The organism is Psychrobacillus sp. NPDC096426 (assembly GCF_044762745.1).
Classification (GTDB): domain Bacteria; phylum Bacillota; class Bacilli; order Bacillales_A; family Planococcaceae; genus Psychrobacillus.
The window spans coordinates 70598-94707 of sequence record NZ_JBIWEX010000001.1; the positions used below are offsets into that span (position 1 = coordinate 70598).

The window sequence follows — 24110 nt, forward strand, 5'->3', positions numbered from 1 at the left end:
AAACAAGATCTCCTTGAATGGTTATACGCCGAATAATTCTGCCACCTTCGTTTCATAAGGTGCCAATTCTTCTTTACTTGCTCCTTTCTCACGTAACTTTGTTAGCAATTCTGAGTAAAGTGCAATTTTTTCATCGCTTAAAAAGTCTATTTTACGCTCATCAAACGGTACTTGAATCACTACTACCCCCGCTTGTCTAAACAACTCTATTGCGTATTCGTTATTTTTATAATCCTGTGCATAATAAAGGCGAGCAATTCCTGCTTGGATAATCGACTTCGTGCAAGGTAAACATGGAAAATGGGTCACATACAAATCTGCTCCATTTACCGAAACACCATATTTCGAACATTGTAATAATGCATTCATCTCCGCGTGAATTGTTCGTACACAATGATTATCTATAACGTAACAGCCATGATCGATACAATGATCTCCACCTGAAATAGAACCATTATAGCCTCCTGCCATAATGCGTCGATCCCGAACGATAGTTGCACCAACTGCTAACCTAGTACAAGTGCTTCTTAATGCAAGTAAATGGCTTTGTGCCATGAAAAATTGGTCCCAAGTAATTCGCTCCATATAACTACCTCCAGTATATATACTTCTTATAGTGTAGTAGTTTTTATCCTGAACAGTCAATATTACTTCACAGTTATTAGCGGTTCCAATTTTTCAAACGTTTTTTGTCCGATACCGGTCACATTCATTAAATCTTGTTTTTCTTTAAAATTGCCTGTTCCTTCTCGGTAGGCAAGTATTGCTTCCGCTTTCGCAAGACCGATTCCAGGTAATGTGGAGAGCATCATTGCATCCGCTTTATTAATATTTACTAAATGGGAGCTTGTCGAATTCGTTGCTGCAATTGTTTCTATTTCCTCTATTTCTCCTTCAAGTGGAACGTAAATAACCATTTCGTCTACTACTCTTTGGGCATGGTTAATATTTATACTTTTTGCAGTATCTAAATAACCTCCAGCAAGTTCAATCGCATTCAAAACACGATCACCTTCCGTAAGTTCATATACGCCTGGGTTATTCACTGCGCCTTTTACTTCGACAAAAATAGCATTGTCTTCTACGTATTTAGTTGTACTTTCTTGATGTTCTATAAAGGAATTTTCAAATGGGATAGGTTGTACAAGATCAGCTGTGGGAGGTGCTGATTTGAAATGGGATTGTATGACGAAAAATAATACAATCGTCATCACTGTTGTTGGGAACAACAGCTTTTTCTTGTATTTCTGAACTAATAAACGAAACAGAAATATCATCCTCTCGAAAAAGAGGTAAATTATATGGAGTTATAAAAACTATACTAAATTTACCTCTCTTTGGAAAGAATTATTTTGTAGCTTGTATAAAATAACGCTCGATTTCTTCATCATCCTGCTTACTAAAAACAGCACTTGAAACAGTGACGGAAGCAAATCCAACTTGTTTTAACAAATCCGTATATGATTCTAAAGGATATGTACGTTGATAATGTGATTCTTCAAATCGTTCATAATAACCTGTCTCATCTTGAACAAAAAACGTTATATCATGATAAATTGAATGCGCTTCTTCACCTTTTTCCGTATGCCATATGTACGCAACTTGTTCATCCTCAAACGTAAATGGACCATTTGGATAAATTTCATCCATTTTGTAAAGGGAGTGAACATCGAAAAATAATTGACCACCGGATGCTAGTGCAGTAAAAATACGTTCAAATGTTTCTTCTACTTCTTCGAATGTTTCCAAATAATTGATGGAATCAATCGCAATGACAGCTACATTCACTTCGTCAATACCTTCTATTTCAGACATCGACTGACACACAAAAGAAATGTCCGTACCATGCTCTATACTACGATTTTGGGCAATCGTTAGCATCGATTCTGATAAATCTAATCCGATTACGTCATAACCCGCTTTAGCAAATAATACACTTAAAACACCCGTTCCGCAGCCTATATCGACTAATCGTTTTCCAGCAGCAATAGGTGCAGATGCCTGCACCCATTCTGCATATTTATCATATGGTATATCGGACATGAGTGAATCATATATAAAAGCAAACCGGTCGTACATCGCCATTATGCATCTTGCCCAACTTCGATCATTGGTGCATCTCCCCATAGGCGCTCTAAATTATAATATGCACGCTCATCTTTGTGGAAAACATGCGCTACAACGTCGCCCATATCCACTAGAATCCATCTTGCTTCGTCGAAACCTTCCAAACGCTTAACATGATGTCCAGCAATCGTTGCTTGCTCTTCTAGTTCTTTTGCAATCGCTTGAACTTGACGATCTGAGTTTGCGTGGCAGATTAAAAAGTAGTCCGCAAGTAAAGATACCCCTTGCATATTTAATACGACGATATCCTCTGCTCGTTTATCGTCTGCTGCTTTATAAGCAACCTCTACTAATGTTTTTGTCGTTGTCATTCGTTCACTTTTCCTTTCTTTTGTATCAAATCATTGTAGCAATGAAATGAATCCGGAAATACCGGCTGTTTTTTTTCAATCAAAAAGGTCATACTATGTTGGATACATCTGATCATCGCATCTTCTAAATCTAGTTCCGCTTTTTCCCTTAGAAACTCAACTCCCGGAAAACTACGGCTAGGCTCTATCATATCAGAGACGTAAATAATTTTTTCTAGTCGAGACATACCCGCTCGACCGGTAGTATGGTATTTTATCGCATTTAATATATCTTCATCGTTTATTTTAAATTCATTTTTAGCTACATAACTTCCAACAGGAGCATGCCAAAGTTCATGGTGGAATTCCAATAAAATTGGATTCATCTTTTCTGAAATAATCTTCTCTCTCAACCATTCCTTCTCTGCATATTTCACACTATCATGCAAAATTCCTGCAAGCTCTGCTTTTTCCGTGTCCTCTTCGTATTTTTGGGCAAGATGAACTGCCGTCAAAGCTACTCCTCTCGTGTGAATATAGCGTTTTTCAGTCATCCTATCTTTCATCTTCTCCATTACATGCTCAAATTTCATATAATTTCTCCTTTTGGATGAAATCATTCACTCGATCCGGGATAAGAAACTTCGTTGTTACCCCATTCAACAATCGATTTCGTAGAAGTGTGGAAGATATATCAATTTGAGGGATTGCAAGTGTACTAATAGAATATGCTGTTTCTATTATCGTATTTGGTCTTGGAACCCCGACAATTTGTACTTTTTGAACTAGTTCATCAATGCGATGCCATTTCGGTAAAGACTCCACTTGATCACCACCGATGATGAAATAAAACTCTGTGTCCGGCTCTCGCTGTTGTAACATTTCCATCGTATCAAACGTATAAGAAGTGCCACCACGCTCTAGCTCGATTGTTTCCACTGTCATATTCGGAATTCCGCGAATCGCAAGTTGTATCATCTTTAACCGCTGCGCCTCTGATACTTGCTTGTCCTTTTGCTTATGTGGAGGGATTGCATTTGGCATTAATCGTACTTCATCTAAACGTAGGGCGTTCAATACTTCATTTGCAATGATTAAGTGACCGATATGCGGCGGATTAAATGTGCCACCTAAAATCCCTACTTTTTTACTCATGCACGACGCTCTCTTGGAAGCTCAATTCGTTTATTGTTTTTCGATGGTTTATATAATACAACTGTTAAACCGATCAATTGGACAAGCTCAGCTCGAGTCCCTTTAGCAAGTGCCTCTGCCACTTCATGCTTCTCGTCTTCACAGTTTTGTAAAATACTAATTTTGATCAATTCACGGACTTCTAATGCTTCGCCAATTTGTTTTATCATCGCATCGTTTACGCCACCTTTACCAACTTGAAAAATTGGCGATAAGTGATGTGCCTGACTGCGTAAAAATCTTTTTTGTTTACCTGTTAACATAATTTCCTCCTAATTGCTCGGTTAAACGTTCCACCATTTGTTCCGTATTTGGTTTGATTCCATTCCAATACTTAAAGGCTATTGCCCCTTGATGTACGAGCATTCCTAATCCATTTACCGTGCGAACATTGTATTTTTTCGCTTCCTCTAAAAAAGGGGTAACTAAAGGATTATATACAATATCCGCGATAATTGCATGTTCTTTTATTTGGCTAAGCTGAATTGGTAGCGTAGCCGAGCTACTTTTCATTCCTTGTGGTGTTGTTTGAACGACAATATCGAACTGTCCAAGCGTCGCTTCTGCTTCTTCTAATGTGATTGCTTGGCCAAGTTGTAGTTCTTCCACAAGACGTTTTGCATTCGCATATGTGCGATTAGCAATAACAATATGAGAAAAGCCTACTTGTTTAAAGGCATGTCCAATGCCCCTTGCCGCTCCCCCAGCGCCTAAAATAAGTATTCGATTTGTTTGATCAAGCGGTCCTAGTGACTCGATAAATCCTAAGCCATCCGTATTATATCCAACAAACCGATCGTCATCAGTTTTTACAACTGTATTTACAGCGCCGATTCCTTTTGCCGAATCGTCGATTTCATCCAAGTAAGGAATAATCGCTTCTTTATACGGTACAGTCACATTCCAACCACTACAACCTAGTAATTTTAGTGATTGGATAGCATCTGCTAGCTTGCCTTCTTCGACGTGAATAGGAATATAACTAGCATTTATATGTTGCTCCGAAAGCCAAATATCATGCATATACGGAGAAAGAGAATGTGCGATAGGATTTCCTATAACAGCAAACCATTTTTTCAACGAAAAAACCTCCTATATAAGCGATGGTCGAATAGACACTTCTACTCCAGCTGGTGCGTGCGCAGCTACCACTACGCCTCCTTGCTGAACAGTAATCCAACCTAATCCAGAGAATACAATATCTGTCTTGGACTCTTTAATCTTGAATTCATGGCGAACTAAAGGTGGCAATAAATCTGCAAACTGCTCGGATGGCGGCGATAATAACTTTCCTTTGTGTTCTTTATATAAGTTGTCCGCATTTTCAAGCTTCGTTCGATGAATTGGAATATCATTTGCGATATGACAAGTAAATGCCGAACGATCTCCTTTGATAAAATCGAAACGAGATAAGCCACCTAAAAATAATGTTTGCTCGCTGTTCAATTGGAACACTTTCGGCTTAATTTCTTTTTTCGGAGTAATAAATTTAAGCTCAGTTGGATCTAAATAATGCGCCATTTGATGATGATTAATAATTCCTGGTGTATCATACAATGCTTTTTTATCATCTAATGGAATTTCAATCATATCTAGTGTTGTTCCCGGAAAATGAGACGTTGTAATAACTGCATCTTGTCCAGTTGCTTGTTTAATAATACGATTGATAAATGTTGATTTACCAACGTTTGTACAACCAACGACATACACATCTTCGCCTTTGCGGTAATGTTCGATTGCTTCCATCGCTTCACTCATACCTGTCCCTTTATGTGCACTTACAAACAATACATCTATAGGAGACAAGCCTAATTTTTTTGCTTCTTGTTTCATCCAGTTAATCACTTTGTTTTTCTTCACGGATTTTGGTAATAAGTCCGCTTTATTAGCAATCAATAAAATCGGGTTATTTCCTACAAAACGATGTAATCCAGGTAGCCAACTTCCGTTAAAATCAAAAATATCGACGATTTTAACGATTAATCCTTTTTGCTTTCCTAAACCATTTAAAATGCGTAAAAAATCATCATCCGTTAAAGAAACTGCTTGTAATTCATTATAATTTTTCAAACGAAAACAGCGTTGACAAATAATATCTTCTTTTTCTAAAGAAGATACTGGGGCATACCCTGGTTCTCCTACTTTTTCGGTTTGAATAATAGTTCCACAACCGATACATTTTGGTGCTTCTGTCACTCTTCTTCCTCCCATGTTACTTGACCTTTTTTATCAAGATAACTAAAAATTCTTCGTTCTATCATTCGGTTAAACTTAGTTACAAATCCATCTGATTTCGCTACCGGAATAACTAAAATCGTATGGAGCTTTTGTCGGTTTCCACCGAACACATCTGTTAAGAGCTGGTCTCCAATAACAACCACTTCTTCACGATTTACATCCATTTTTCTGACCGCTTGTTTGAAAGCTTTCCCTAACGGTTTACGTGCTTTTGATATGAATGGAATTTCAAGTGGGTCTGCAAATAATTTAACCCGTAGTTGGTTGTTATTCGAAACAATCGTCACCTGAATCCCTGCTTCTTTCATCGTGGCAAACCATTCAATTAACTTTGGTGTTGCATTAGGTCGGTCCCACTCCACTAATGTGTTATCTAAATCTGTAATAATCGCTTTCACACCTTTTTCTTTTAAAAATTCGGGTGTTATATGAAAGATACTTCTTACAAATTCACTTGGTATAAAATATGAATACAAAAACGAACACTCCAATTCGGCGCTTTTTCTTTAACGATTATAGCATATTTGCCACAATCTCACCCATTCGCACAAATTTCCCGGGTTTCATTGTGGATGCAAACTCCATACTACCTTCTTCAAATAGCATGACAACGGTTGATCCAAACGAGAAATAACCTACTTCCTCGCCCTTTTTCCATACTGAAGTAGTATTGGTCAGTTCAATCGAATTGACAAACATTGCTCCTACTTTAATATGAACACAATGCTTCTTGTTTGGCATACATAGTTCTGTTACCAAACGGTAATTTCCACTTATTGCTTCTTTTCCATATTGAAGACCCCATTTATTCACAGGATACGATTTCTTTCCAAGTCTATATTGGCGAATTACGTCTCCACTTACTGGCGCATGAATACGATGATACTCAGCAGGGCTTAAATACAAAATAATATACTTTCCATTTACAAATTGGTTTGCAACCTTTTGCGAGCCTAGTAAATTTTCTAATGTATATGGTTTATCTTTCACCCAAAAAATACCATCTTTCGTAATAGAACCGAATGTTTCTACCGTTGCATCGACAGGACTAATAATACTACTTGTCCCAATATGTATTGGTCGACTCTCTTGTGACACTTCACGTATAAAAAAATCATGCAAATTAGCAAAATCATGTATTGGACGAGTGACATCTTGTAAAGTTATATTAAAGTATTTAATATAAGAAGGTATAATTGTTTTACTAAGCTTTGATCTTGCAAATGATTGAAGAATAGAGGAAGACCATCTACCATTCGTTAATTCAATCATCGATTGATATAATTTTTCTCTCATTTCTATCTCCCTATAAACAATTGCTTACATTTTTTACTTATTCAAAGTATAATATACAAAATAGTTGGTTTGTAAAGGAGCAAATTACAATGTATTTACAAAGTATTATGTCCAATACCCTAAAAAAATTGAGATCACATGCAGCAAATATGATTACGATTGCAAATCTTGCTTGTGGTGGCGCTGCCATAATGGCTACGATGAATGAGTCTCCCGCTTATAGTGTGTTGTTTATATTTATTGCAGGCTTATTAGACCGATTTGATGGAATGGTTGCAAGAAAGTTTCATCTTGAATCGGAACTCGGAAAACAACTCGACTCGATGAGTGATATTATTTCATTTGGTGTCGCTCCAGCATTATTACTGTATTCACTAGTATTACATGACTATAGTACAGTTGGAATGGCAATAACCATCATTTATATCGCATGTGGTGCGTTTAGACTTGCTCGATTTAATATTTCAGAATCGAACGGTTTTTTTACAGGACTCCCGATCACAGTAGCAGGGGTTATTTTAACATTATCTTATTTCGCTATTGATGTGATTCCTTCTGTTGCATACATGTTTTTATTTATCATTCTTGCTTTTTTAATGATTAGTACATTTACGTTAAAAAAAGTATAAAGACGTTTCCAAGAATTTAGGACGATTGCTACGTGCAGTCGTTTTTTTCATATTCCTATGTTTTTCGACATATACTAAAAGCGTATAACTTGATGGAGGTGAATAGTATCTCTGGTCTTTTGACTGCATTTATAAGTGTTGTCTCCGATCTTCCTCTTGTTCTCGGTTACTTAAAGGGTCAGGCGTTTCATCAACCATTCACGCCAGAAGAAGAAAAAGTAATGATCGATCGTTTTTTGGAAGGCGACTTGTCCGCAAGAGATGAACTCATTGAACGTAATATGCGGCTTGTTGCACATGTTGTAAAAAAATTTCATCCAAAACACGAGCTATTAGACGATTATATCTCCATTGGTACGATTGGTTTGATGAAGGCAGTAAATAGTTATACACCTACTAAAAAAACAAAACTAGCTACCTATGCAGCAAGATGCATAGAAAATGAAATCCTTATGTATTTACGATCTTTGAAAAAAGTACAAAAAGACGTTTCTTTGCATGAACCTATCGGAATGGATAAAGACGGCCATTCTTTAGAGATAACAGATTTACTTCAAAATATGGATAAAAGTACCGATGAGCAACTTGTCGATGAAGAAGATACAAACAGATTGTATACACACTTGTCTCATTTAGAAAAACGAGAACTTGATATTGTAATTAGGCGATATGGCTTACTTGGGTATGAGCCAATGACCCAAAAAGAAATATCGAAGCAATTGAAGATATCAAGAAGTTATGTTTCGCGAATTGAAAAACGGGCGCTCGTCAAACTATATCAATCATATATTCATGAAAAAAACTCTTTTGATGTATCAAACACCAAAAGAGCTTAGAAGAACTTAATCTTCGCTTGTCTCTGCTATCATAATAAATGCTAAAACTGCTGTAATTAAAATAGACATTCCCATCAAAAAGATCATTCCATTTACCCCCTCTAACATAATGAAAGCGTTTGTTGCCTCTATCATAGCATAAAATGGATAAATTATTAATAAGAAAGTTGCCGTTCTACTTTGTCAAATTCATGACAAATTATAATCTCTCTACTACACGCAATACGATTTCAGTCGAATGCTTAGCTGCAATCGGTAAAAATTCATCGAAACTAATAGAAGATTCTTTTCCAGCAATATCCGATAATGCTCGGATAACAACGAAGGGAACTTCGAACTGATGACAAACTTGGGCTACAGCTGCCGCTTCCATTTCGCACGCTTTCATCTGCGGAAAATGATTTCTTACTTCTTCCACTTTTTCAGGATTATGCATAAAAATATCCCCAGTTGCAATTAACCCAGTAGCCGCTTCATGTTCTCCTATTTCTTTTACTGCTTCTTCCGCTAGTTTCATCAAATGTTCATCTGATTTAAAGGCTGCAGGAAGTTGTGGCACTTGTCCTATCTCATATCCAAAAGCAGTCACATCTACATCATGATGTCGTACCTCATCTGATATAACAATTGCTCCTACTGAGAGTGTCGGATCGTATCCACCAGCTGAACCAGTATTTATAACATAGTCTGGTTTATATTCGTTTAATAGAATAGTTGTCGTCATTGCGGCATTTACTTTACCTATACCGCTTTTCAAAAGAATTACTTCATGATTTTTGTATGTACCGATTGTAAACTCGCTATTTGCAATAAGTTTAGTTTCAGCATTTTCTATTTCATTTCTTAATAATTCCACTTCTTGCTCCATTGCACCAATAACTGCAATTTTCATCTAATTTTGCCCCTCTCTATCAATTACGCCTCGGCGTAATTACGTCCAGATTTTGAAATCGAGCAAGAGGCCTACAGGAGGTAGGTCATGCTCCTGCGCAAGCTCGTCGCAGAAAAGATTTTGCAGTCGTTGCGACAGGATGTAGCGAACTTAGACCGCCTTCTTTGACTCCTTTCAAAATCTGTGGCTCCGCCGGAGGCTTTATCTTCGTTCAGCGGGCATCATTTGCTGGATGAAGATAAAGCACTTCTTTTAAAATAAGTCAAAGACGCCCTTGAAGTCAAGAGGCGTCTTTTAATGTTGTCAACTTTTCTCTTTTCGTCGGTTTCCATCCTTGCCCATCTACCCATTCTAAATGAATACGGTAAATTTCTTTTCCATCTTTCGATGTGACAGTTCCAATCGATTTTTGCGGGCTTCCACCATTACCTAAAAACTTTACATACATATTAGAAGAATCTAATCCAGCCCCATAAGCAAGTGCTTCTACCTTCTCTGCCCAATCAACTGAGGACTTGTCATAACTGGAGACATGTTCACCTGTTTGTGTTGTGCCAATCGGCTCCCATGAAGGGTCGACGGTCGCATTTACATCGTTTGAATTGCTACTAGATTGCTCAGTTGTAGTAGCTCCGCTAGTATTTTCAGTTGTATCTGTTGTCGCATCTTCTTGCTCTGAAGATGAAGTAGTATTAGATTCGTTTTGTGTAGTAGATTCGTTTGTAGAAGATTCTTCTTGTTGTTCTTCCGGTTTTACTACTGTAGTGTCTTCTTCTAGTTCCGTAATATCTGATACCGTTTGTTCTCCGGCTGTTTCTTCGGTTTTATCGTCTGTTACGATATTTACGACTACTACGATGATTAACAGCAGTACTATCCCAATTAAAATATTGAGTATTTTATTTAATTTTTTCTTTCTATTTTGTCTAAAGTTCATACGTCTATTATTATCTTGCATACAATTCCTCCTCCATTTATAAGAGAATATAATAAAATAAGACGATTAGAAAGCATATTTAGTTTCATCTTTTATCAAAAAAGAAGCCACTGCTAAAGTCCTTCGTAGTTAAATTCAGTACTTGAATGCTTTTGATTTCCGCTTCAGGCGGATGATTTCGGCCGGCATGGCTTCAGCCGCTTCGCTTTCGGTGCAGAAAACATCTGCTATTCCGGCTGGAGTCTCCTCCTTACGCTCCAATCAATAGAAATTGCTTATAACATACAGAAGTAATATATAATATAGCGGAACATCTAACAGTGTGGTTCAAATATAAGGCACCTTCTATGCGATACCGCTAGCCGATCGGACGCTTTTCCAAACAACAATAAATTGCATCTAAACAGCAAGCAAATGCCACTGCCATCTTTTTAGGTGCAATTCTCGTTTACCAAGTTTATTTATTTCATTTAAAAAAGAGGCAAACATAATCGTTTACCTCTTCTTTGTTAAAAGATAAGAATGTATATACTTTTTTACTCGGTATCGATTTAGCCAGCGCCTTGCTCCTGCGCACAGCTCGTCGCAGAAGAACGTTGCCCCTCGGGGTCAAATGTGAAAAAGCTGCTCCTGCGCAAGCTCGTCGCAAACAAAATCGCTTGTGGTGGCTGAGGAGCTGCCTACTAGGCCCGCACGATGCGGGTCATGCATCCGTTGACATAGGATGTGACGTACTTAGGATGCCTTCCCGCCCCATTTGCCTGTCGGAGGCCTGCAGGATGCAGGTCATACAGTCGTTGCGACACAATCGCGAACTTAGACTGTATTCCTTTAACATAGGCGCTTGCGCTTTTCTTATGAAATCGATTTTATTTCTACGTCCATTTCTCCACCTGGAGTTACAATTTTTACCTTTTCTCCTATTGTTTTACCAAGTAAACCTTTTGCAATAGGTGAATCGTTGGATATTAAACCTTCCAGTGGATCGGCTTCTGCTGAACCAACGATTGTATATGTTTCTTCATCTCCATCAGGAATTTCGATAAATGTTACCGTTTTCCCTAGTGATACCGTATCATTATTGCCTTCTTCTTCAATAATTACTGCATTTCGAATCATCGACTCAAGTGTAGAAATTCTACCTTCTACAAATGCTTGGTCTTCTTTTGCAGAATCATACTCCGAGTTTTCGGATAAGTCTCCAAAGCTTCTCGCAATTTTAATACGTTCTACTACTTCTTTACGTTTAACCGTTTTCAATAATTCTAATTCTTCTTCTAATTTTTGTTTACCAGCAACGGTCATTGGATATTGTTTCTCTGTTGACACTTCCCATACACTCCTTTAAATACACACTTAAAACATGCTTCATGTACCATTCATATGCTGAACTATTAAATGATATGAATTTCATGAAATTATTGTCAATCACCAATCATCATATTATACAATAACGTTAGTTTCAAGAATAGTTTTTATTTTTGTAACCATTAAATCTATTGCCACTTCATTTTGTCCGCCTTCTGGAATAATGATATCTGCATATTTTTTAGTCGGCTCTATAAATTGGTTATGCATTGGGCGAACGACCGTGAGATATTGTTCCACTACTGACTCAACTGTACGACCTCTTTCGTGGATATCTCTCATAATTCGGCGAATAATTCGTAAATCCGAATCTGTATCGACAAATAATTTAATATCCATTAAATTACGTAGGCGCTCATCTTCTAGCACTAGTATTCCTTCTAATATGATCACATCTTTTGGCTCTATCGTAATCGTTTCATTAGAACGCGTATGTTGTGCATAGTCATACACCGGTTTTTCTATTGCTTTATTATTCAATAAGTCACGAATATGTTCGATAAGTAAATCATTATCAAAAGCAAATGGATGATCATAGTTTGTGTTTAAACGTTCTTCAAATTTTAAATGGCTTTGGTCTTTATAATAATAATCTTGTTCGATCACGACTACGGAATGGTCTTTGAATACCTCACTGATCGCATTTGTTACACTCGTTTTCCCAGAACCAGAACCGCCAGTGATTCCTATGATAAGAGGAGTTCGACTTGACATTATTTTAGCCCCTTTCTCATCATGTTATTTGGGTACAATTTAACAGGACATTTAAACTGTACTATTTCTAAAGGATGTCTTGCTGCATCTAATACTTGTCCTTTTTTATTCGTTATTTCACTTATCGTTATTCGGACATTTTCAATCTCTGGTCCGAAAAACTCTACTTCGTCACCCGGTTTAAAATAATTTCGTTGTTGAAGTGTTACTAGTTGCGTATCCTCGTTATAGTCTAACACGAGTCCTACAAAATCGTAACCAAGTTTTTTATCGTGTATACCGTACATTTGTTGTTCAAAGCTTGGTTCTCCTTCAAAAAATGCCGTATCCGTTTCACGGTTTGCGCATTTTTCAAGCTCTGTAAGCCACGCTTGTTCCATAACAAAGTTTTCTGGATCTGCACAATATGCATCGATTACTTTTCGATAAACACTAACGACCGTTGCGATGTAATGAATCGATTTCATACGCCCTTCGACTTTTAAAGAATCAATCCCCATTTCAATCATTCTCGGAATGGATTCTAGCAGTTTTAAATCTTTTGGACTCATTGCAAATGGAACATCTACCTCGTCAAATAACGCACGTTCTTCCCCATTGTTTTGCTCATATAAATCATAATCCCACCGACAGGATTGGCAGCAGCCACCACGGTTAGAGTCGCGAGCTGTCATATGATTAGAAAGTGTACATCTACCGCTATAAGCTATGCACATAGCACCGTGTACAAATGTTTCAATTTCTATATCTACTTTTTCTTTCATTAATTGAATTTCATCGCCAGTCGTTTCACGTGCGAGGACAACCCGATGCAGCCCTTCTTCTTTCCAATATTGAACGGCTTTCCAGTTGGATAATGATTGTTGTGTGCTTAGATGCAACTCTAGCTTAGGAGCAAAAGTACGACAAGTTTCAATAATCAGCGGATCCGCTACTATGATTCCAGTTACACCGGCATCTTCAATCGCTTGTAAATAATCTTCTAGTCCATACATGTTTTCGTTATGTGCGAAAATATTCGTCGTTACATAAATTTTTGCCCCATATCGATTCGCAAATTCGACACCTTCACGCATTTCCTCAATCGAGAAGTTTCCTGCATTTGAACGTAATCCGAATTCTTGTCCACCGATAAATACAGCGTCAGCTCCATAATGAACGGCAATTTTCAGTTTTTCTAAACTTCCAGCTGGTGCTAATAACTCAGGCTTTTTTGTAATCACTCGCTTACCGCCCATTATTTCACTTATGTTGTCTATTTTAGTGATTGTCACTTGTAACCTTCCTTTCTTAGTTGTCCAGCTTAAGCGCTTTGCTCCTGCCCTCAGCTCGTCGCAGAAGAACGTTGCCCCTCGGGATCAAATGTGTAAGTAAGAACTGCCCCTGCGCAAGCACGTTGCAATTAAAGCGTTTGTGGTGGCTTAGGAGCTGCCTCCTGGGCCCGTACGATGCGAGTGGTCATGTCTGCTTTGCCACAGGATGTGGTGCACCTTGCAGACCTACTCTATCCCCATTTGCCTGTCGGAGGCCTGCACGAAACAGGTCATACAGTCGTTGCGACACGATGTCGCGAACTTAGACTGTATTCCTTTACATAAGCGCTTCCGCTTTTCTTAGTAAACTGTTTCCTTAAAGAAGAATCCAGTGTCTAATGGTCTGAGTGGAGGTTGTATTTCTTTAATTTTGTTGAATAATTCTTTTTTAATTTCTTTATAGCTGGATTTGGAATTATAGTATGCGTCAATTGCTTGTCTATAACAGCTTGTGACAGTTGTTACATAGAATGGGTCATGTAAAACTCCATCTATTTTCAAACTATCTATCCCCGCCTCTAATAGTTCATCTAGCTCATCAATCATGCACATATCATTTGGGCTGAAAATATGTGTACCATTCTTATCTTCATAAATTGGGTATTTATTTTCACGTTCTTTATCATGTAAAAACATGTTTTTATTGTTGGATCGGTTTTCTACTTCCATCGCTTTATCTTGGAACAAGAAATAATTTCCGAGTAACGAACGTTTCGATTGGAACATACACGTCATTCCATGCACTTGCACTTCGATTTTTACATTTGCATTTTCTTTAATCTCCACTATTTCATCTAAACTTAGTTCTCGTGCTAAAATGGCACGGTTTGCACCGCGCTTCCCCCAATAATTAGCTGTAAAATAGTTGGTTGCCGTTTGTTCAGTACTCCAATGTAATGGAATATCTACTCCTGCTTCCCGTCTAGCAATAATTACAGCAGGGTCTCCAAATGTTATGCCGTCAACACCGATCTCTTGCAGTTTTTGCATATAAGGAGCAAGTGCATCAACTTTGTCATTATGAAAAAGTCCATTCATCGCAACATATAATTTCGTATTATGTTCTTTTGTTAGTTTTCTTGCAACTTTAATATCTTCGGGGCAAAATTCCCCCGCTAAACGCAATCCAAAAAATTGCTCTCCTACTAAAAACGCATTCGCTCCAGCTGTGATTAGCTCAGTCAAATGTTCTAAATTTGCTGGAGTAACTAATAGCTCTGTCTTATTCATCCTATCACCTCTTAATACTTACTAACATGCCATCTCCGACTGGTAGGAATGCGGTGTCATAATCGGGATGATTCATCAGCCACTCCATAAATTGATGTTGGTTACGTACCATCGTTCTTTTTCGTCTTGGTACTTCACTAATTGGCAATTCGGACAAGCCATTTAACAATAGATTATCACAATAAATAACGCCACCATCATTAAGCAATGGAGCGTATTTCTCAAAAAAGTTTTTATATTGTCCTTTTGCCGCATCGATGAAGATTGCGTCAAATGTTTGATCGCCTAATTGCTTTTGTGAAATTTCTAAAGCATCTCCAATTATAACTTGTATACGATTTTGCAAGTTCGCTCGCTCAATATAACTTTTTGCAAGGTCTGCTTTTTGTTCATCACGTTCTACGGTTACGATTGTTGCTTCCGTTAGCTTTGTGGCCATTCTCATTGATGAATAGCCTATTGCTGTTCCAAGTTCTAAAATCGATGTTGGCTTTTGCAAGGAAAGAAGTTGAAGTAAGGACTCCATCCCAACTAACTGCATAATTGGCACATGGTTTTCTTTTGCATATTGCTCCATTTCCATAAAAATAGCGGAGCGAGGTTTTATTAAGTCTTTTAAAAATTCATCACTTACATTCATTACTAGCTAACCCCTTTTGAATAGATAAGAAAGTGTATACTTTTTACCTAGTGACTGTCTAGCTGCAGCGCCTTGATCCTGCGCACAGCTCGTCGCAGAAGAACGTTGCCCCTCGGGGTCAAATGTGAAAAAGCTGCTCCTGCGCAAGCTCGTCGCAAACAAAATCGCTTGTGGTGGCTGAGAAGCTGCCTCCTCGCTTTTCCCCATTTGCCTGTCGGAGGCCTCTGCAGGAAGCAGGTCATACAGTCGTTAATACACGATATCGCGAACTTAGACTGTATTCCTTTAACATTGGCGCTTCCGCATTTCTTCTGTAAAAAACATATCTTATAATAGCATAGCAGGAGAAGGAATGCGACATCATTCCTTCTCCTGCAGTATATTATTTTAAATATTCGTCTATTTTTTGAAGATGTTGTTTATATGTTTCGGAAAAGTGATTTCTTCCTTCTTTGTCAGCAAGGAAATAGAAATAATCAGTATTCGTTGGATTTAATACTGCTTCAATAGACGATTTTCCAGCGTTCGCAATTGGGCCAGGTGGCAATCCTAAATTCTGATATGTATTATATGGATTATCCACTTCTAAATCTTCAAATAGTACCCGGTCTTTATGGCTACCTAATGCATATAAAACAGTTGGATCTGTTTGCAATGGCATATCGGTATTCAACCGATTATAAAAAACACTAGCAATTGTTTCTCGATCGGTTTGTGCAGTAGCTTCTTCTTCCAGTAGGGATGCAAATGTCAGCAACCAGTGAACTGTTTTTTCCTCTGATTGTAAAAGATCATAGTAGGCTGATACTGTTTTTTCCGTATTTGCAATCATCGTGTCCGCTATTACTTCTAATGATGGATTTTCTTCGAAAAACGGGTAGGTTGCGGGATATAAATAACCTTCTAATGCATAACGAACATTTTCCGCTTTAATTTCTGCTGATAGCAAATTAGGATACTTGGCCATCATTTGGTCAACAAATTCTTCACTTGTTACTAGAGCAAAAAAATCATCGGCGGACTGGCCTGTTTTCTTTTCGATAACTTGTCCAATTTGCTCCAAAGTTAGACCTTCTGGAATTGTCAATGTAAACAACGGTTCCCTGTATACTTTACCAGTTTTTAAACTTTCGATAATTTCATCTAAAGTCATCGCTTTTGTTAAGTTATAGTTTCCAGCTTGAAAATTAGATTCATTATTAAATTTGGCATAGTATTTAAATATTTTTGCGTTTTTGATAATCCCGTTCGCTTCTAGTGTTGCGGAAATGGTATCCAAGCCTGAACCAATTGGTATGTCGATATCCACTTGCTCTTCAGAAGTTGGATCCATTGGTTCTAATGCACTTTTCACATAACTATAAGCAATATATCCGCCTACACCCCCAACAATGAGGAGAAAAAGGACGATAGCTAACACAATTCTTCTGACAAGCTTCACTTCTTTTTTCTTTTTTTTCATTCGATCAAACATTATCTCTTTTTTTGATTCGTTTTCCACGGGTTTCCCCCCTTATTCCAATTCATTATACTAGATAATGACCAAAAAGAAAAAGGAGGAATGAGGTGAACCCCTTTCCTTCCTTTTATCGAATGATTAATCTTCGTCTTCTTCATCTAAAAATGTATTTAACATTTCTTCGATCATATCCCATTCAGCATCCGATTCGATTGGAAGTAAATCTCCATCTTCGCCTTCTTCGTTTGGTGTGAATGAAGATGCGTGAATTTCTATTTCTTCGTCTTCATCCTCTTCTGCACCTACTGGATAATAAAGTACATATGATTTTCCAAATTCTTCTGATTCAAATGTAAATAGTACATTGCAAAGTTGCTCATTTCCGTTTTCATCTACTACTGTAATATTTTCTTGACCATGGTCCATTGCAGTCACCTCATCTATTTTTTCTGTCCAGATAACCTTGTAATATCATTACGGCAGCCATCTTGTCAATTACTTGTTTCCGTTTTTTACGGCTAACATCTGCATCTATTAACATACGTTCTGCAGCCATTGTTGTCAATCTTTCATCCCACATTGTAACTGGAAAATTGTATTTCTCAGTTAGTAAACTCGCATAGCGTTCGGATGCCTCTGCTCGAGGACCAATGGTGTTATTCATGTTTTTAGGATAACCAACGACGAATTCGGTTACTTCGTGCTGCTTTACCAATTCATCAATACGATTCAAACCAAAATTTAGTTCGTCTTCGTTAATTTTGATGGTTTCAATACCTTGTGCTGTCCACCCCATTGCGTCACTTATCGCAACGCCAACTGTTCTGGAACCGACGTCTAAACCCATAATTCGCATGTTTAAGCCTCATTGTTTCTTTTAATATAAAATTTTACTAATTCCTCTAAAATCTCGTCACGTTCTAGTTTTCGAATCATATTACGCGCATCTTGATGGCGAGGAATATAAGCTGGATCACCAGATAGTAGATAGCCTACAATTTGATTGATAGAATTATACCCTTTTTCTTCTAGTGCAGAGTGTACTTGTAGCATCACATGTTTGACTTCCTGTTCCATCGATTCTTCAGGAAAATTAAATTTCATCGTCTTATCAAATGAACTCATGATCAGCACCTCGCTTTCGATTTTAGTAGGCAACTTTACATATCTAATGTTCAGTATAACCGAAATTGGAAATAGTATCAAATATACCAACATATCAAATACGCCTTAGCAGAAATCACTTCTGTTTCTCTTTGTTCAGTTCCGTAGTAAACACGTTGCTTCCGCGCATGCCTGTCGCCGAAAATAATGTGCCGAAATTTTTTATCTAGCTTTGCTCAATAACAATTTATAACATCCGCCGGAGGCTAGATACATTCAACAGGGGCTTTTGACCCCTGTTGAATATAGTTAGATAGATTTTATATATTCGTAAACAGAATTTAATGCCGTCTCAAGTTTGCTACCGTCTCTTGCTCCAGCCATTGCGAAGTCAGGGCGTCCTCCACCTTTACCACCACATTGTTCTGCTACTAGTTTGACGATGTTACCTGCATGATAGTTCCCGCCAACTAAATCTTTTGTCACTCCTGCAGAAATCATTACCTTTTCCCCATCAATTGCTCCAAGTACGATGACCGCTTTATCGAGTTTTTGCTTTAAATCATCCATCATTTGACGTAGTTGGTTATTGTCTTTTGCTTCAACTTTTACGGATAATACAGTAATACCGTTTATCGTTTGCGCAGAAGATAATACGGATGCTGCTTGACTATTTGCGATTTTTGCAGAAAGCGATTCATTTTCTTTTTGTGCATTTTTTAATTCTACTAATGTCTGCGCAACTTTAGAAACAAAATCCTTTGGTTGAGCTTTCAATAAGTTTGCTGCTTCTGATAGTACATGTTCTTCCTCTTTGACAACCTCAAAAGCACCTTTACCCGTAACTGCTTCTATACGTCGTGTACCTGCTCCAATTCCACTTTCTGATAGAATTTTAAAGAATCCGATTTCAGAAGTATTTCGTACATGAACACCTCCACAAAGCTCTAAGGAGAATGAACCCATTTGTACAACGCGGACGATATCACCGTATTTTTCACCAAATAATGCCATTGCACCCATTTTTTTCGCTTCATCTATATTATGGTATCCAGTAACTACCGGGATATTATCCCACACTTTTTCATTCACTATACGCTCAATTTTCTCAAGCTCTTCTTTGGTTACTTGTCCAAAATGAGAAAAGTCAAAACGCAGACGATCCGGACCAACATAAGATCCTGCTTGGTTTACATGGGTTCCTAAAACGTCTTTTAGTGCTTGATGTAATAAATGTGTTGCAGAGTGATTTTTAATCGTATGACCACGTAAGGATGTATCTACACTCGCAGTAACCGTAGTATCCGTGCCAAGTTCACCTGATTCAATTACTACCGTATGCAAGTTTTGACCATTTGGTGCTTTTTGTACGTCTTTTACATATCCTCTAAAAGACTCATTTTCAATTGTTCCATGATCGGCAATTTGACCACCACTTTCTGCATAGAAAGGAGTTTGCGTTAAGATAACTTTTACTTCATCACCTTCACTAGCGGAGTTCACTAATGCTTGTCCAAGAATAATGGATGTTATTTTGGTTGTTACCGTTAATGTGTCATAACCGACAAATTCACTTTCATCATGGAGATTGCTATATACTTCCGATTGGACTTGCATCGAATCGACATTTTGACGAGCTGCTCGAGCACGAGAACGTTGTGCCTCCATCTCTGTTTGGAAGCCTGAGTGATCTACTGTCATATTTGCTTCTTCTGCGTATTCTTCCGTTAATTCAATTGGGAAGCCATACGTGTCATATAAAGTAAACGTAGTCGTTCCCGGGATGAATGATTCCCCTTTTGTACGTTGCTCTTCGATTACTTTTTCTAAAATGGCTAAGCCGTCATGAAGTGTCTCATGAAATCGTTCTTCTTCTGTTTTAATCACACGCATGATAAAGTCTTGTTTTGCCGTAACTTCTGGGTAAAAGTCTTGCATAATTTCTCCTACAACCGGAACAAGTTCATGTAAAAATGGTTTGTCAATGCCAAGTTGTTTTGCAAAACGTACCGCGCGTCGAAGTAATCTTCTAAGTACGTATCCTCTGCCCTCATTGGATGGAAGTGCTCCATCGCCAATTGCGAAAGCGACTGTACGAACATGGTCTGCAATTACTTTAAATGCAGTATCATCTTCATCATTTGCACGATACGTTTTCCCCGAAATGTTTTCCGTTTGGCGAATAATTGGGATGAACAAATCTGTATCAAAGTTTGTTGGAACATCTTGGACCACACTTGTCATACGCTCTAGTCCCATACCAGTATCAATATTTTGTTTTGGTAGCGGAGTGTATGTGTGGTCTGGATTATGATTGAATTCCGAGAATACCAAGTTCCAAATTTCTAGATAACGTTCGTTTTCTCCACCTGGATATAACTCCGGATCATTTTCATCATTTCCGTAGCTTTCCCCTCTGTCATAAAAAATCTCGGAGTTCGGACCACTTGGACCTTCTCCTATATCCCAGAAGTTACCTTCCAAACGAATAATTCTTTCTTCTGGAATACCGATTTCGTTTCTCCAAATACTATATGCTTCTTCATCTTCTGGGTGAATCGTAATGGATAATTTTTCTGGCTCAAATGCCATCCATTTTTCATCCGTCAAGAATTCCCAAGCCCACTCAATTGCTTCTTTTTTGAAGTATTCACCGATAGAGAAGTTCCCTAACATTTCAAAGAATGTATGATGTCTAGCTGTTTTCCCTACATTTTCAATATCATTTGTTCGAATCGATTTTTGTGCGTTCGTAATTCTTGGATTTTCAGGCACGACACGACCATCAAAATATTTTTTCAATGTTGCAACTCCACTATTAATCCAAAGCAAAGATGGATCATTAATCGGCACTAGTGGGGCAGATGGTTCTTGCGTATGTCCTTTTTCGATAAAGAAGTCTAAATACATTTGTCTAATTTGAGCACCTGTTAATTGTTTCATCCTAATTCCTCCTCATTTTGTAGAAATAACAAAAGCGCAAGCGCCTATGTTTGCCCCGACAGGCATTGGGGAAAAGCGAGGAGGCAGCTCCACAGCCACCACAGCTTTTTCACATTTGACCCCGAGGGGCAAGGCGCTGGAGTCTGGACGGGGATCACTTGTAGAAGATTATCCCATTCCATAGCTTCTATAATTTCCTTAAGCATAAAAAAAGCCCTCATCCCAAAAAGGGACGAAAGCTATTATTTCGCGGTACCACCCTAGTTACATATTAGCTTTTTGCCAAATATGTCTCTCAAGAAGCCTTAACGCGGCTAACGGCAGGTTTTAACTGCACTCAAGAGTAGCTTTCCTAATTGTTAGATTCTGAGGATTCTTCCAGCCGTGGAATCCCTCTCTAGTCAGGTAACAATAGTACTGTCTCCGTCAACATTTTGTTATATGCAATTGATTATAGAAAACAATTGTCCCAATGTCAATTGTCAACATCCAAAAATTGATAAGGTGTAATTCCTTTCATGCCGATTAATGGATCAATCGAATGATAGTTATCCGCTGTTAGAAAAGTAGTGTCTACTACGATTTCTTCAGAAGGAGCATCTTCCTTAATCGGTTGATCTTCACTTCCAGCCAATCGATCTTTTAGCGTAGTTAGACGCTGTAAGTCATCCGTCCGCTCAACTCCATACTTAAATACTTCCGGATCCCCACATAATATCAAGAAATTTTTAGCTCTCGTAATTCCTGTATACAATAGGTTTCGACGTAGCATTTTCATATAACTTCTCGTCACTGGCATAATAACCGTTTGAAATTCACTTCCTTGCGATTTATGTACGGAACAGCAATATGCTAATGTTATTTGGTTTAAATCATTTTTTTCGTATGTCACTTCCGTACCATCAAATGAAACGACGAGCATTTCTTTCTTTTCTACTGTTTCAGCAGCTTTAAAAATACTCACTACTTCTCCCATGTCACCATTGAACACATTGCTTTCTGGCTGGTTGACGAGTTGGAGCACTTTATCTCCGATCCGATAAATTGTTTCTCCAAAAATCATTTCTTTACGTTTCCCATCTGGATTTGGATTGACCATTTCTTGGATCATTTTATTTAACGCATCAATCCCAGCTGGTCCTCTATACATCGGAGCTAACACTTGTATATCACGAATGGAATGTCCTTTGGATAAAGCACTTTTCAATACTTTTTCCACTACAATTGGTATTTGATCTGTCGAAGCTTTAATAAACGAACGATCCCTTGTTTTGTCCAACAAAGTTTGCGGAACTGTTCCGCCTTTCATATCATGGGCTAATTCAATGATAGAAGATCCTTCTGATTGGCGATAAATATCTTTAAGCTCTACTGTCGGAATTCGTTTAGAGGCAAGCAAATCTTTTAATACTTGACCTGGCCCAACTGGAGGCAACTGATCTTGGTCACCTACGAAAATAACTTGCGCATCTTTAGGAATTGCTTTTAATAACTGATGTCCTAGCCAAGTATCTAGCATGGAAGTTTCGTCAATAATGACTAATTTCCCTTCAATCTCTTTTCCTTCCACATCGTCGTCTTCTTGACCTGTAAATCCTAGAAGCCGGTGAATAGTCATGGCAGGTAATCCCGTTGACTCACTTAACCGTTTTGCTGCCCTACCGGTTGGAGCAGCTAAAACAACAGGGAATGGCTTTTTGTCTTTTGCCCATTCTTTTGGATCGAGCGAAATCCCATGAAGCTCCGCATATAGTTCTACTATTCCTCGAACTACCGTCGTCTTCCCTGTACCAGGTCCACCTGTAAGTAAGGTCATACTAGCGTTCAATGCCGTTTCAATCGCCTTTACTTGGGTAGTGGCATATTGCACACCTAACCGTTCTTCAATGCCACCTAAATGTTTTTTCATCTCTGCTAGTGGAAATTTATGATGCGAATCATTTTCACCAAGCAATGTTTCAATTTTACTGCCTATTCCTACTTCTGAGTAATAGAGCGATGGAATATAAAAACGATTGACTTCCCCAACAATTCGGCTTTCTTCCGCGAGTTCAATACAACATTTCGTAATGGAGTCAAACGGTATATCATCTCTTTGGGCGGTTTCCAATAGTTTTTTAACCGATTCTAGCAACTGCTCCGCATATAAAAAGACATGTCCTTCACTTAAAGAAGCAGTTTGTAATAAATGATAAATTGCCGCTTTAATACGATCTGGATGATTTCCTTTAATACCTAATTTATAACCAAGTTCATCTGCACGTACAAATCCGACCCCTTCCACTTCTTCGATTAATCGAAATGGATTTTTCGTTAATACGGTAATCGTTTCTTCTCGGTATGCTTGATATATTTTCATCGCAATTTGAGGTCCAAAACCCCATTCATTGAGTTGGATCATTACTTTTTCTAAACCTAAATTTTGTTCTAAAACGGCTCGTAGCGTTTGTTTTTTCTCTTCTGCGAGTCTTGGAATGGCATCTAATGCTTCTGGGTCGTCCAATATTTTATTGATTGCATTAGGTCCAAGCTTTTTCACAATTGTTTCGGCGGTTTTGCGTCCAATACCTGGGAACATATCACTCGACAAATAATGGACAATTCCTTGCTCCGTTGCAGGCACTTCTTTTTGAAAAGTTTCCACTTGGAACTGTACACCGTATTTCGGATGATTTTTAATAAATCCAGTAAATTTATATGCTTCTTCTAACACGAGTGAAGGGAAATAGCCAGTCACAATTATTTCTTTATCGGTATATGTAGTATTCGTAGATTTTATTTTTAATTTGATGATGGAAAATAAGTTTTGGGGATTATGAAAAATAGAGACGATAGGACGACCCGATATAAACTGTTTTTCCTTGTTCATTTCGTTTGTCATACTATCGCCTCCGTGGTTT

Annotated in this window: 26 protein-coding genes and 1 other annotated feature; of the genes, 2 read left to right on the forward strand and 24 right to left on the reverse strand. The window is 38.0% G+C overall.

Annotated features, from left to right (window positions below):
* Positions 1 to 21: 21 nt before the first annotated feature.
* The 11 genes from ACIQYS_RS00355 to ACIQYS_RS00405 all read right to left on the reverse strand — a co-directional run bounded on the left by ACIQYS_RS00355 (position 22) and on the right by ACIQYS_RS00405 (position 7145).
* On the reverse strand, positions 22 to 585 hold the full coding sequence (locus ACIQYS_RS00355; protein ID WP_402973162.1) for a ComE operon protein 2: 564 nt from the start codon (positions 583 to 585) through the stop codon (positions 22 to 24).
* A gap of 62 nt (positions 586 to 647) precedes the next feature.
* Positions 648 to 1277 carry a helix-hairpin-helix domain-containing protein gene (locus ACIQYS_RS00360; protein ID WP_402973165.1) on the reverse strand — a complete coding sequence of 210 codons (630 nt, stop codon included), beginning with the start codon at positions 1275 to 1277 and terminating at the stop codon, positions 648 to 650.
* 70 nt (positions 1278 to 1347) lie between these two features.
* Positions 1348 to 2085 carry a class I SAM-dependent DNA methyltransferase gene (locus tag ACIQYS_RS00365; RefSeq protein WP_402973167.1) on the reverse strand — a complete coding sequence of 246 codons (738 nt, stop codon included), beginning with the start codon at positions 2083 to 2085 and terminating at the stop codon, positions 1348 to 1350.
* Positions 2085 to 2438: a ribosome silencing factor gene (gene rsfS, locus ACIQYS_RS00370; protein WP_402973170.1), complete on the reverse strand. Its 354-nt coding sequence runs from the start codon at positions 2436 to 2438 to the stop codon at positions 2085 to 2087. The genes ACIQYS_RS00365 and rsfS overlap by 1 nt, the downstream gene beginning before the upstream one ends.
* On the reverse strand, positions 2435 to 3010 hold the full coding sequence (gene yqeK, locus ACIQYS_RS00375; protein WP_402973172.1) for a bis(5'-nucleosyl)-tetraphosphatase (symmetrical) YqeK: 576 nt from the start codon (positions 3008 to 3010) through the stop codon (positions 2435 to 2437). The genes rsfS and yqeK overlap by 4 nt, the downstream gene beginning before the upstream one ends.
* Positions 3000 to 3572 (reverse strand): nicotinate-nucleotide adenylyltransferase, encoded by a 573-nt coding sequence (locus ACIQYS_RS00380; protein ID WP_402973175.1) that lies wholly within the window; start codon positions 3570 to 3572, stop codon positions 3000 to 3002. Before ACIQYS_RS00380 ends, yqeK begins: the two co-directional genes overlap by 11 nt.
* Positions 3569 to 3874, reverse strand: a complete 306-nt coding sequence (yhbY, locus tag ACIQYS_RS00385) for a ribosome assembly RNA-binding protein YhbY (protein ID WP_402973178.1) — start codon at positions 3872 to 3874, stop codon at positions 3569 to 3571. The genes ACIQYS_RS00380 and yhbY overlap by 4 nt, the downstream gene beginning before the upstream one ends.
* Positions 3861 to 4691 carry a shikimate dehydrogenase gene (aroE, locus tag ACIQYS_RS00390; RefSeq protein ID WP_402973181.1) on the reverse strand — a complete coding sequence of 277 codons (831 nt, stop codon included), beginning with the start codon at positions 4689 to 4691 and terminating at the stop codon, positions 3861 to 3863. The genes yhbY and aroE overlap by 14 nt, the downstream gene beginning before the upstream one ends.
* A 12-nt stretch (positions 4692 to 4703) precedes the next feature.
* Positions 4704 to 5807, reverse strand: coding sequence for a ribosome biogenesis GTPase YqeH (gene yqeH / locus ACIQYS_RS00395; protein ID WP_402973183.1), 1104 nt, complete (start codon positions 5805 to 5807; stop codon positions 4704 to 4706).
* On the reverse strand, positions 5804 to 6325 hold the full coding sequence (locus ACIQYS_RS00400; protein WP_402973186.1) for a YqeG family HAD IIIA-type phosphatase: 522 nt from the start codon (positions 6323 to 6325) through the stop codon (positions 5804 to 5806). Before ACIQYS_RS00400 ends, yqeH begins: the two co-directional genes overlap by 4 nt.
* A gap of 37 nt (positions 6326 to 6362) precedes the next feature.
* Complete coding sequence (locus ACIQYS_RS00405; RefSeq protein WP_402973189.1) at positions 6363 to 7145, reverse strand: phosphatidylserine decarboxylase; 783 nt, start codon at positions 7143 to 7145, stop codon at positions 6363 to 6365.
* A gap of 89 nt (positions 7146 to 7234) precedes the next feature.
* On the opposite strand from ACIQYS_RS00405, the gene pssA reads away from it, so the two are divergent.
* Both pssA and sigK read left to right on the forward strand, forming a co-directional pair.
* Entirely contained in the window at positions 7235 to 7774 is a 540-nt protein-coding gene (gene pssA / locus ACIQYS_RS00410; protein WP_402973192.1) for a CDP-diacylglycerol--serine O-phosphatidyltransferase, read from the forward strand.
* 107 nt (positions 7775 to 7881) lie between these two features.
* A complete protein-coding gene (gene sigK, locus ACIQYS_RS00415) occupies positions 7882 to 8610 on the forward strand; it encodes an RNA polymerase sporulation sigma factor SigK (protein WP_402974052.1) in 729 nt (242 codons plus the stop codon).
* A 199-nt stretch (positions 8611 to 8809) separates the two neighbouring features.
* On the opposite strand, the gene mtnN is transcribed toward sigK, so the two are convergent.
* The 13 genes from mtnN to recD2 form a co-directional block, all read right to left on the reverse strand.
* Entirely contained in the window at positions 8810 to 9502 is a 693-nt protein-coding gene (gene mtnN / locus ACIQYS_RS00420) for a 5'-methylthioadenosine/S-adenosylhomocysteine nucleosidase (RefSeq protein WP_402973194.1), read from the reverse strand.
* Between the two features lie 280 nt (positions 9503 to 9782).
* Positions 9783 to 10460 carry a YrrS family protein gene (locus ACIQYS_RS00425; RefSeq protein ID WP_402973197.1) on the reverse strand — a complete coding sequence of 226 codons (678 nt, stop codon included), beginning with the start codon at positions 10458 to 10460 and terminating at the stop codon, positions 9783 to 9785.
* An 834-nt stretch (positions 10461 to 11294) separates the two neighbouring features.
* Positions 11295 to 11768, reverse strand: coding sequence for a transcription elongation factor GreA (gene greA, locus ACIQYS_RS00430; protein ID WP_142538254.1), 474 nt, complete (start codon positions 11766 to 11768; stop codon positions 11295 to 11297).
* Between the two features lie 114 nt (positions 11769 to 11882).
* The gene (udk, locus tag ACIQYS_RS00435; RefSeq protein WP_402973202.1) at positions 11883 to 12521 is read right to left on the reverse strand and encodes a uridine kinase; all 639 of its coding nucleotides are present in this window, start codon (positions 12519 to 12521) and stop codon (positions 11883 to 11885) included.
* Positions 12521 to 13759, reverse strand: coding sequence for a peptidase U32 family protein (locus ACIQYS_RS00440; RefSeq protein WP_402974058.1), 1239 nt, complete (start codon positions 13757 to 13759; stop codon positions 12521 to 12523). The genes udk and ACIQYS_RS00440 overlap by 1 nt, the downstream gene beginning before the upstream one ends.
* 375 nt (positions 13760 to 14134) lie before the next feature.
* Complete coding sequence (locus ACIQYS_RS00445) at positions 14135 to 15064, reverse strand: peptidase U32 family protein (protein ID WP_402973207.1); 930 nt, start codon at positions 15062 to 15064, stop codon at positions 14135 to 14137.
* Positions 15065 to 15068: 4 nt separating this feature from the next.
* On the reverse strand, positions 15069 to 15704 hold the full coding sequence (locus tag ACIQYS_RS00450) for an O-methyltransferase (protein WP_402973212.1): 636 nt from the start codon (positions 15702 to 15704) through the stop codon (positions 15069 to 15071).
* A 382-nt stretch (positions 15705 to 16086) separates the two neighbouring features.
* Positions 16087 to 17205 carry an endolytic transglycosylase MltG gene (gene mltG, locus ACIQYS_RS00455; RefSeq protein WP_402973216.1) on the reverse strand — a complete coding sequence of 373 codons (1119 nt, stop codon included), beginning with the start codon at positions 17203 to 17205 and terminating at the stop codon, positions 16087 to 16089.
* A gap of 96 nt (positions 17206 to 17301) precedes the next feature.
* Entirely contained in the window at positions 17302 to 17589 is a 288-nt protein-coding gene (locus ACIQYS_RS00460; protein WP_402973219.1) for a DUF1292 domain-containing protein, read from the reverse strand.
* Between the two features lie 10 nt (positions 17590 to 17599).
* Positions 17600 to 18019, reverse strand: a complete 420-nt coding sequence (ruvX, locus tag ACIQYS_RS00465) for a Holliday junction resolvase RuvX (RefSeq protein WP_402973222.1) — start codon at positions 18017 to 18019, stop codon at positions 17600 to 17602.
* Between the two features lie 2 nt (positions 18020 to 18021).
* Positions 18022 to 18288, reverse strand: coding sequence for an IreB family regulatory phosphoprotein (locus ACIQYS_RS00470; RefSeq protein WP_093266172.1), 267 nt, complete (start codon positions 18286 to 18288; stop codon positions 18022 to 18024).
* Positions 18289 to 18576: 288 nt separating this feature from the next.
* On the reverse strand, positions 18577 to 21210 hold the full coding sequence (gene alaS / locus ACIQYS_RS00475) for an alanine--tRNA ligase (protein ID WP_402973225.1): 2634 nt from the start codon (positions 21208 to 21210) through the stop codon (positions 18577 to 18579).
* 225 nt (positions 21211 to 21435) lie between these two features.
* Positions 21436 to 21649: a binding site (T-box leader), on the reverse strand.
* Positions 21650 to 21685: 36 nt separating this feature from the next.
* The gene (gene recD2, locus ACIQYS_RS00480; RefSeq protein ID WP_402973228.1) at positions 21686 to 24091 is read right to left on the reverse strand and encodes an SF1B family DNA helicase RecD2; all 2406 of its coding nucleotides are present in this window, start codon (positions 24089 to 24091) and stop codon (positions 21686 to 21688) included.
* Positions 24092 to 24110 lie beyond the last annotated feature (19 nt).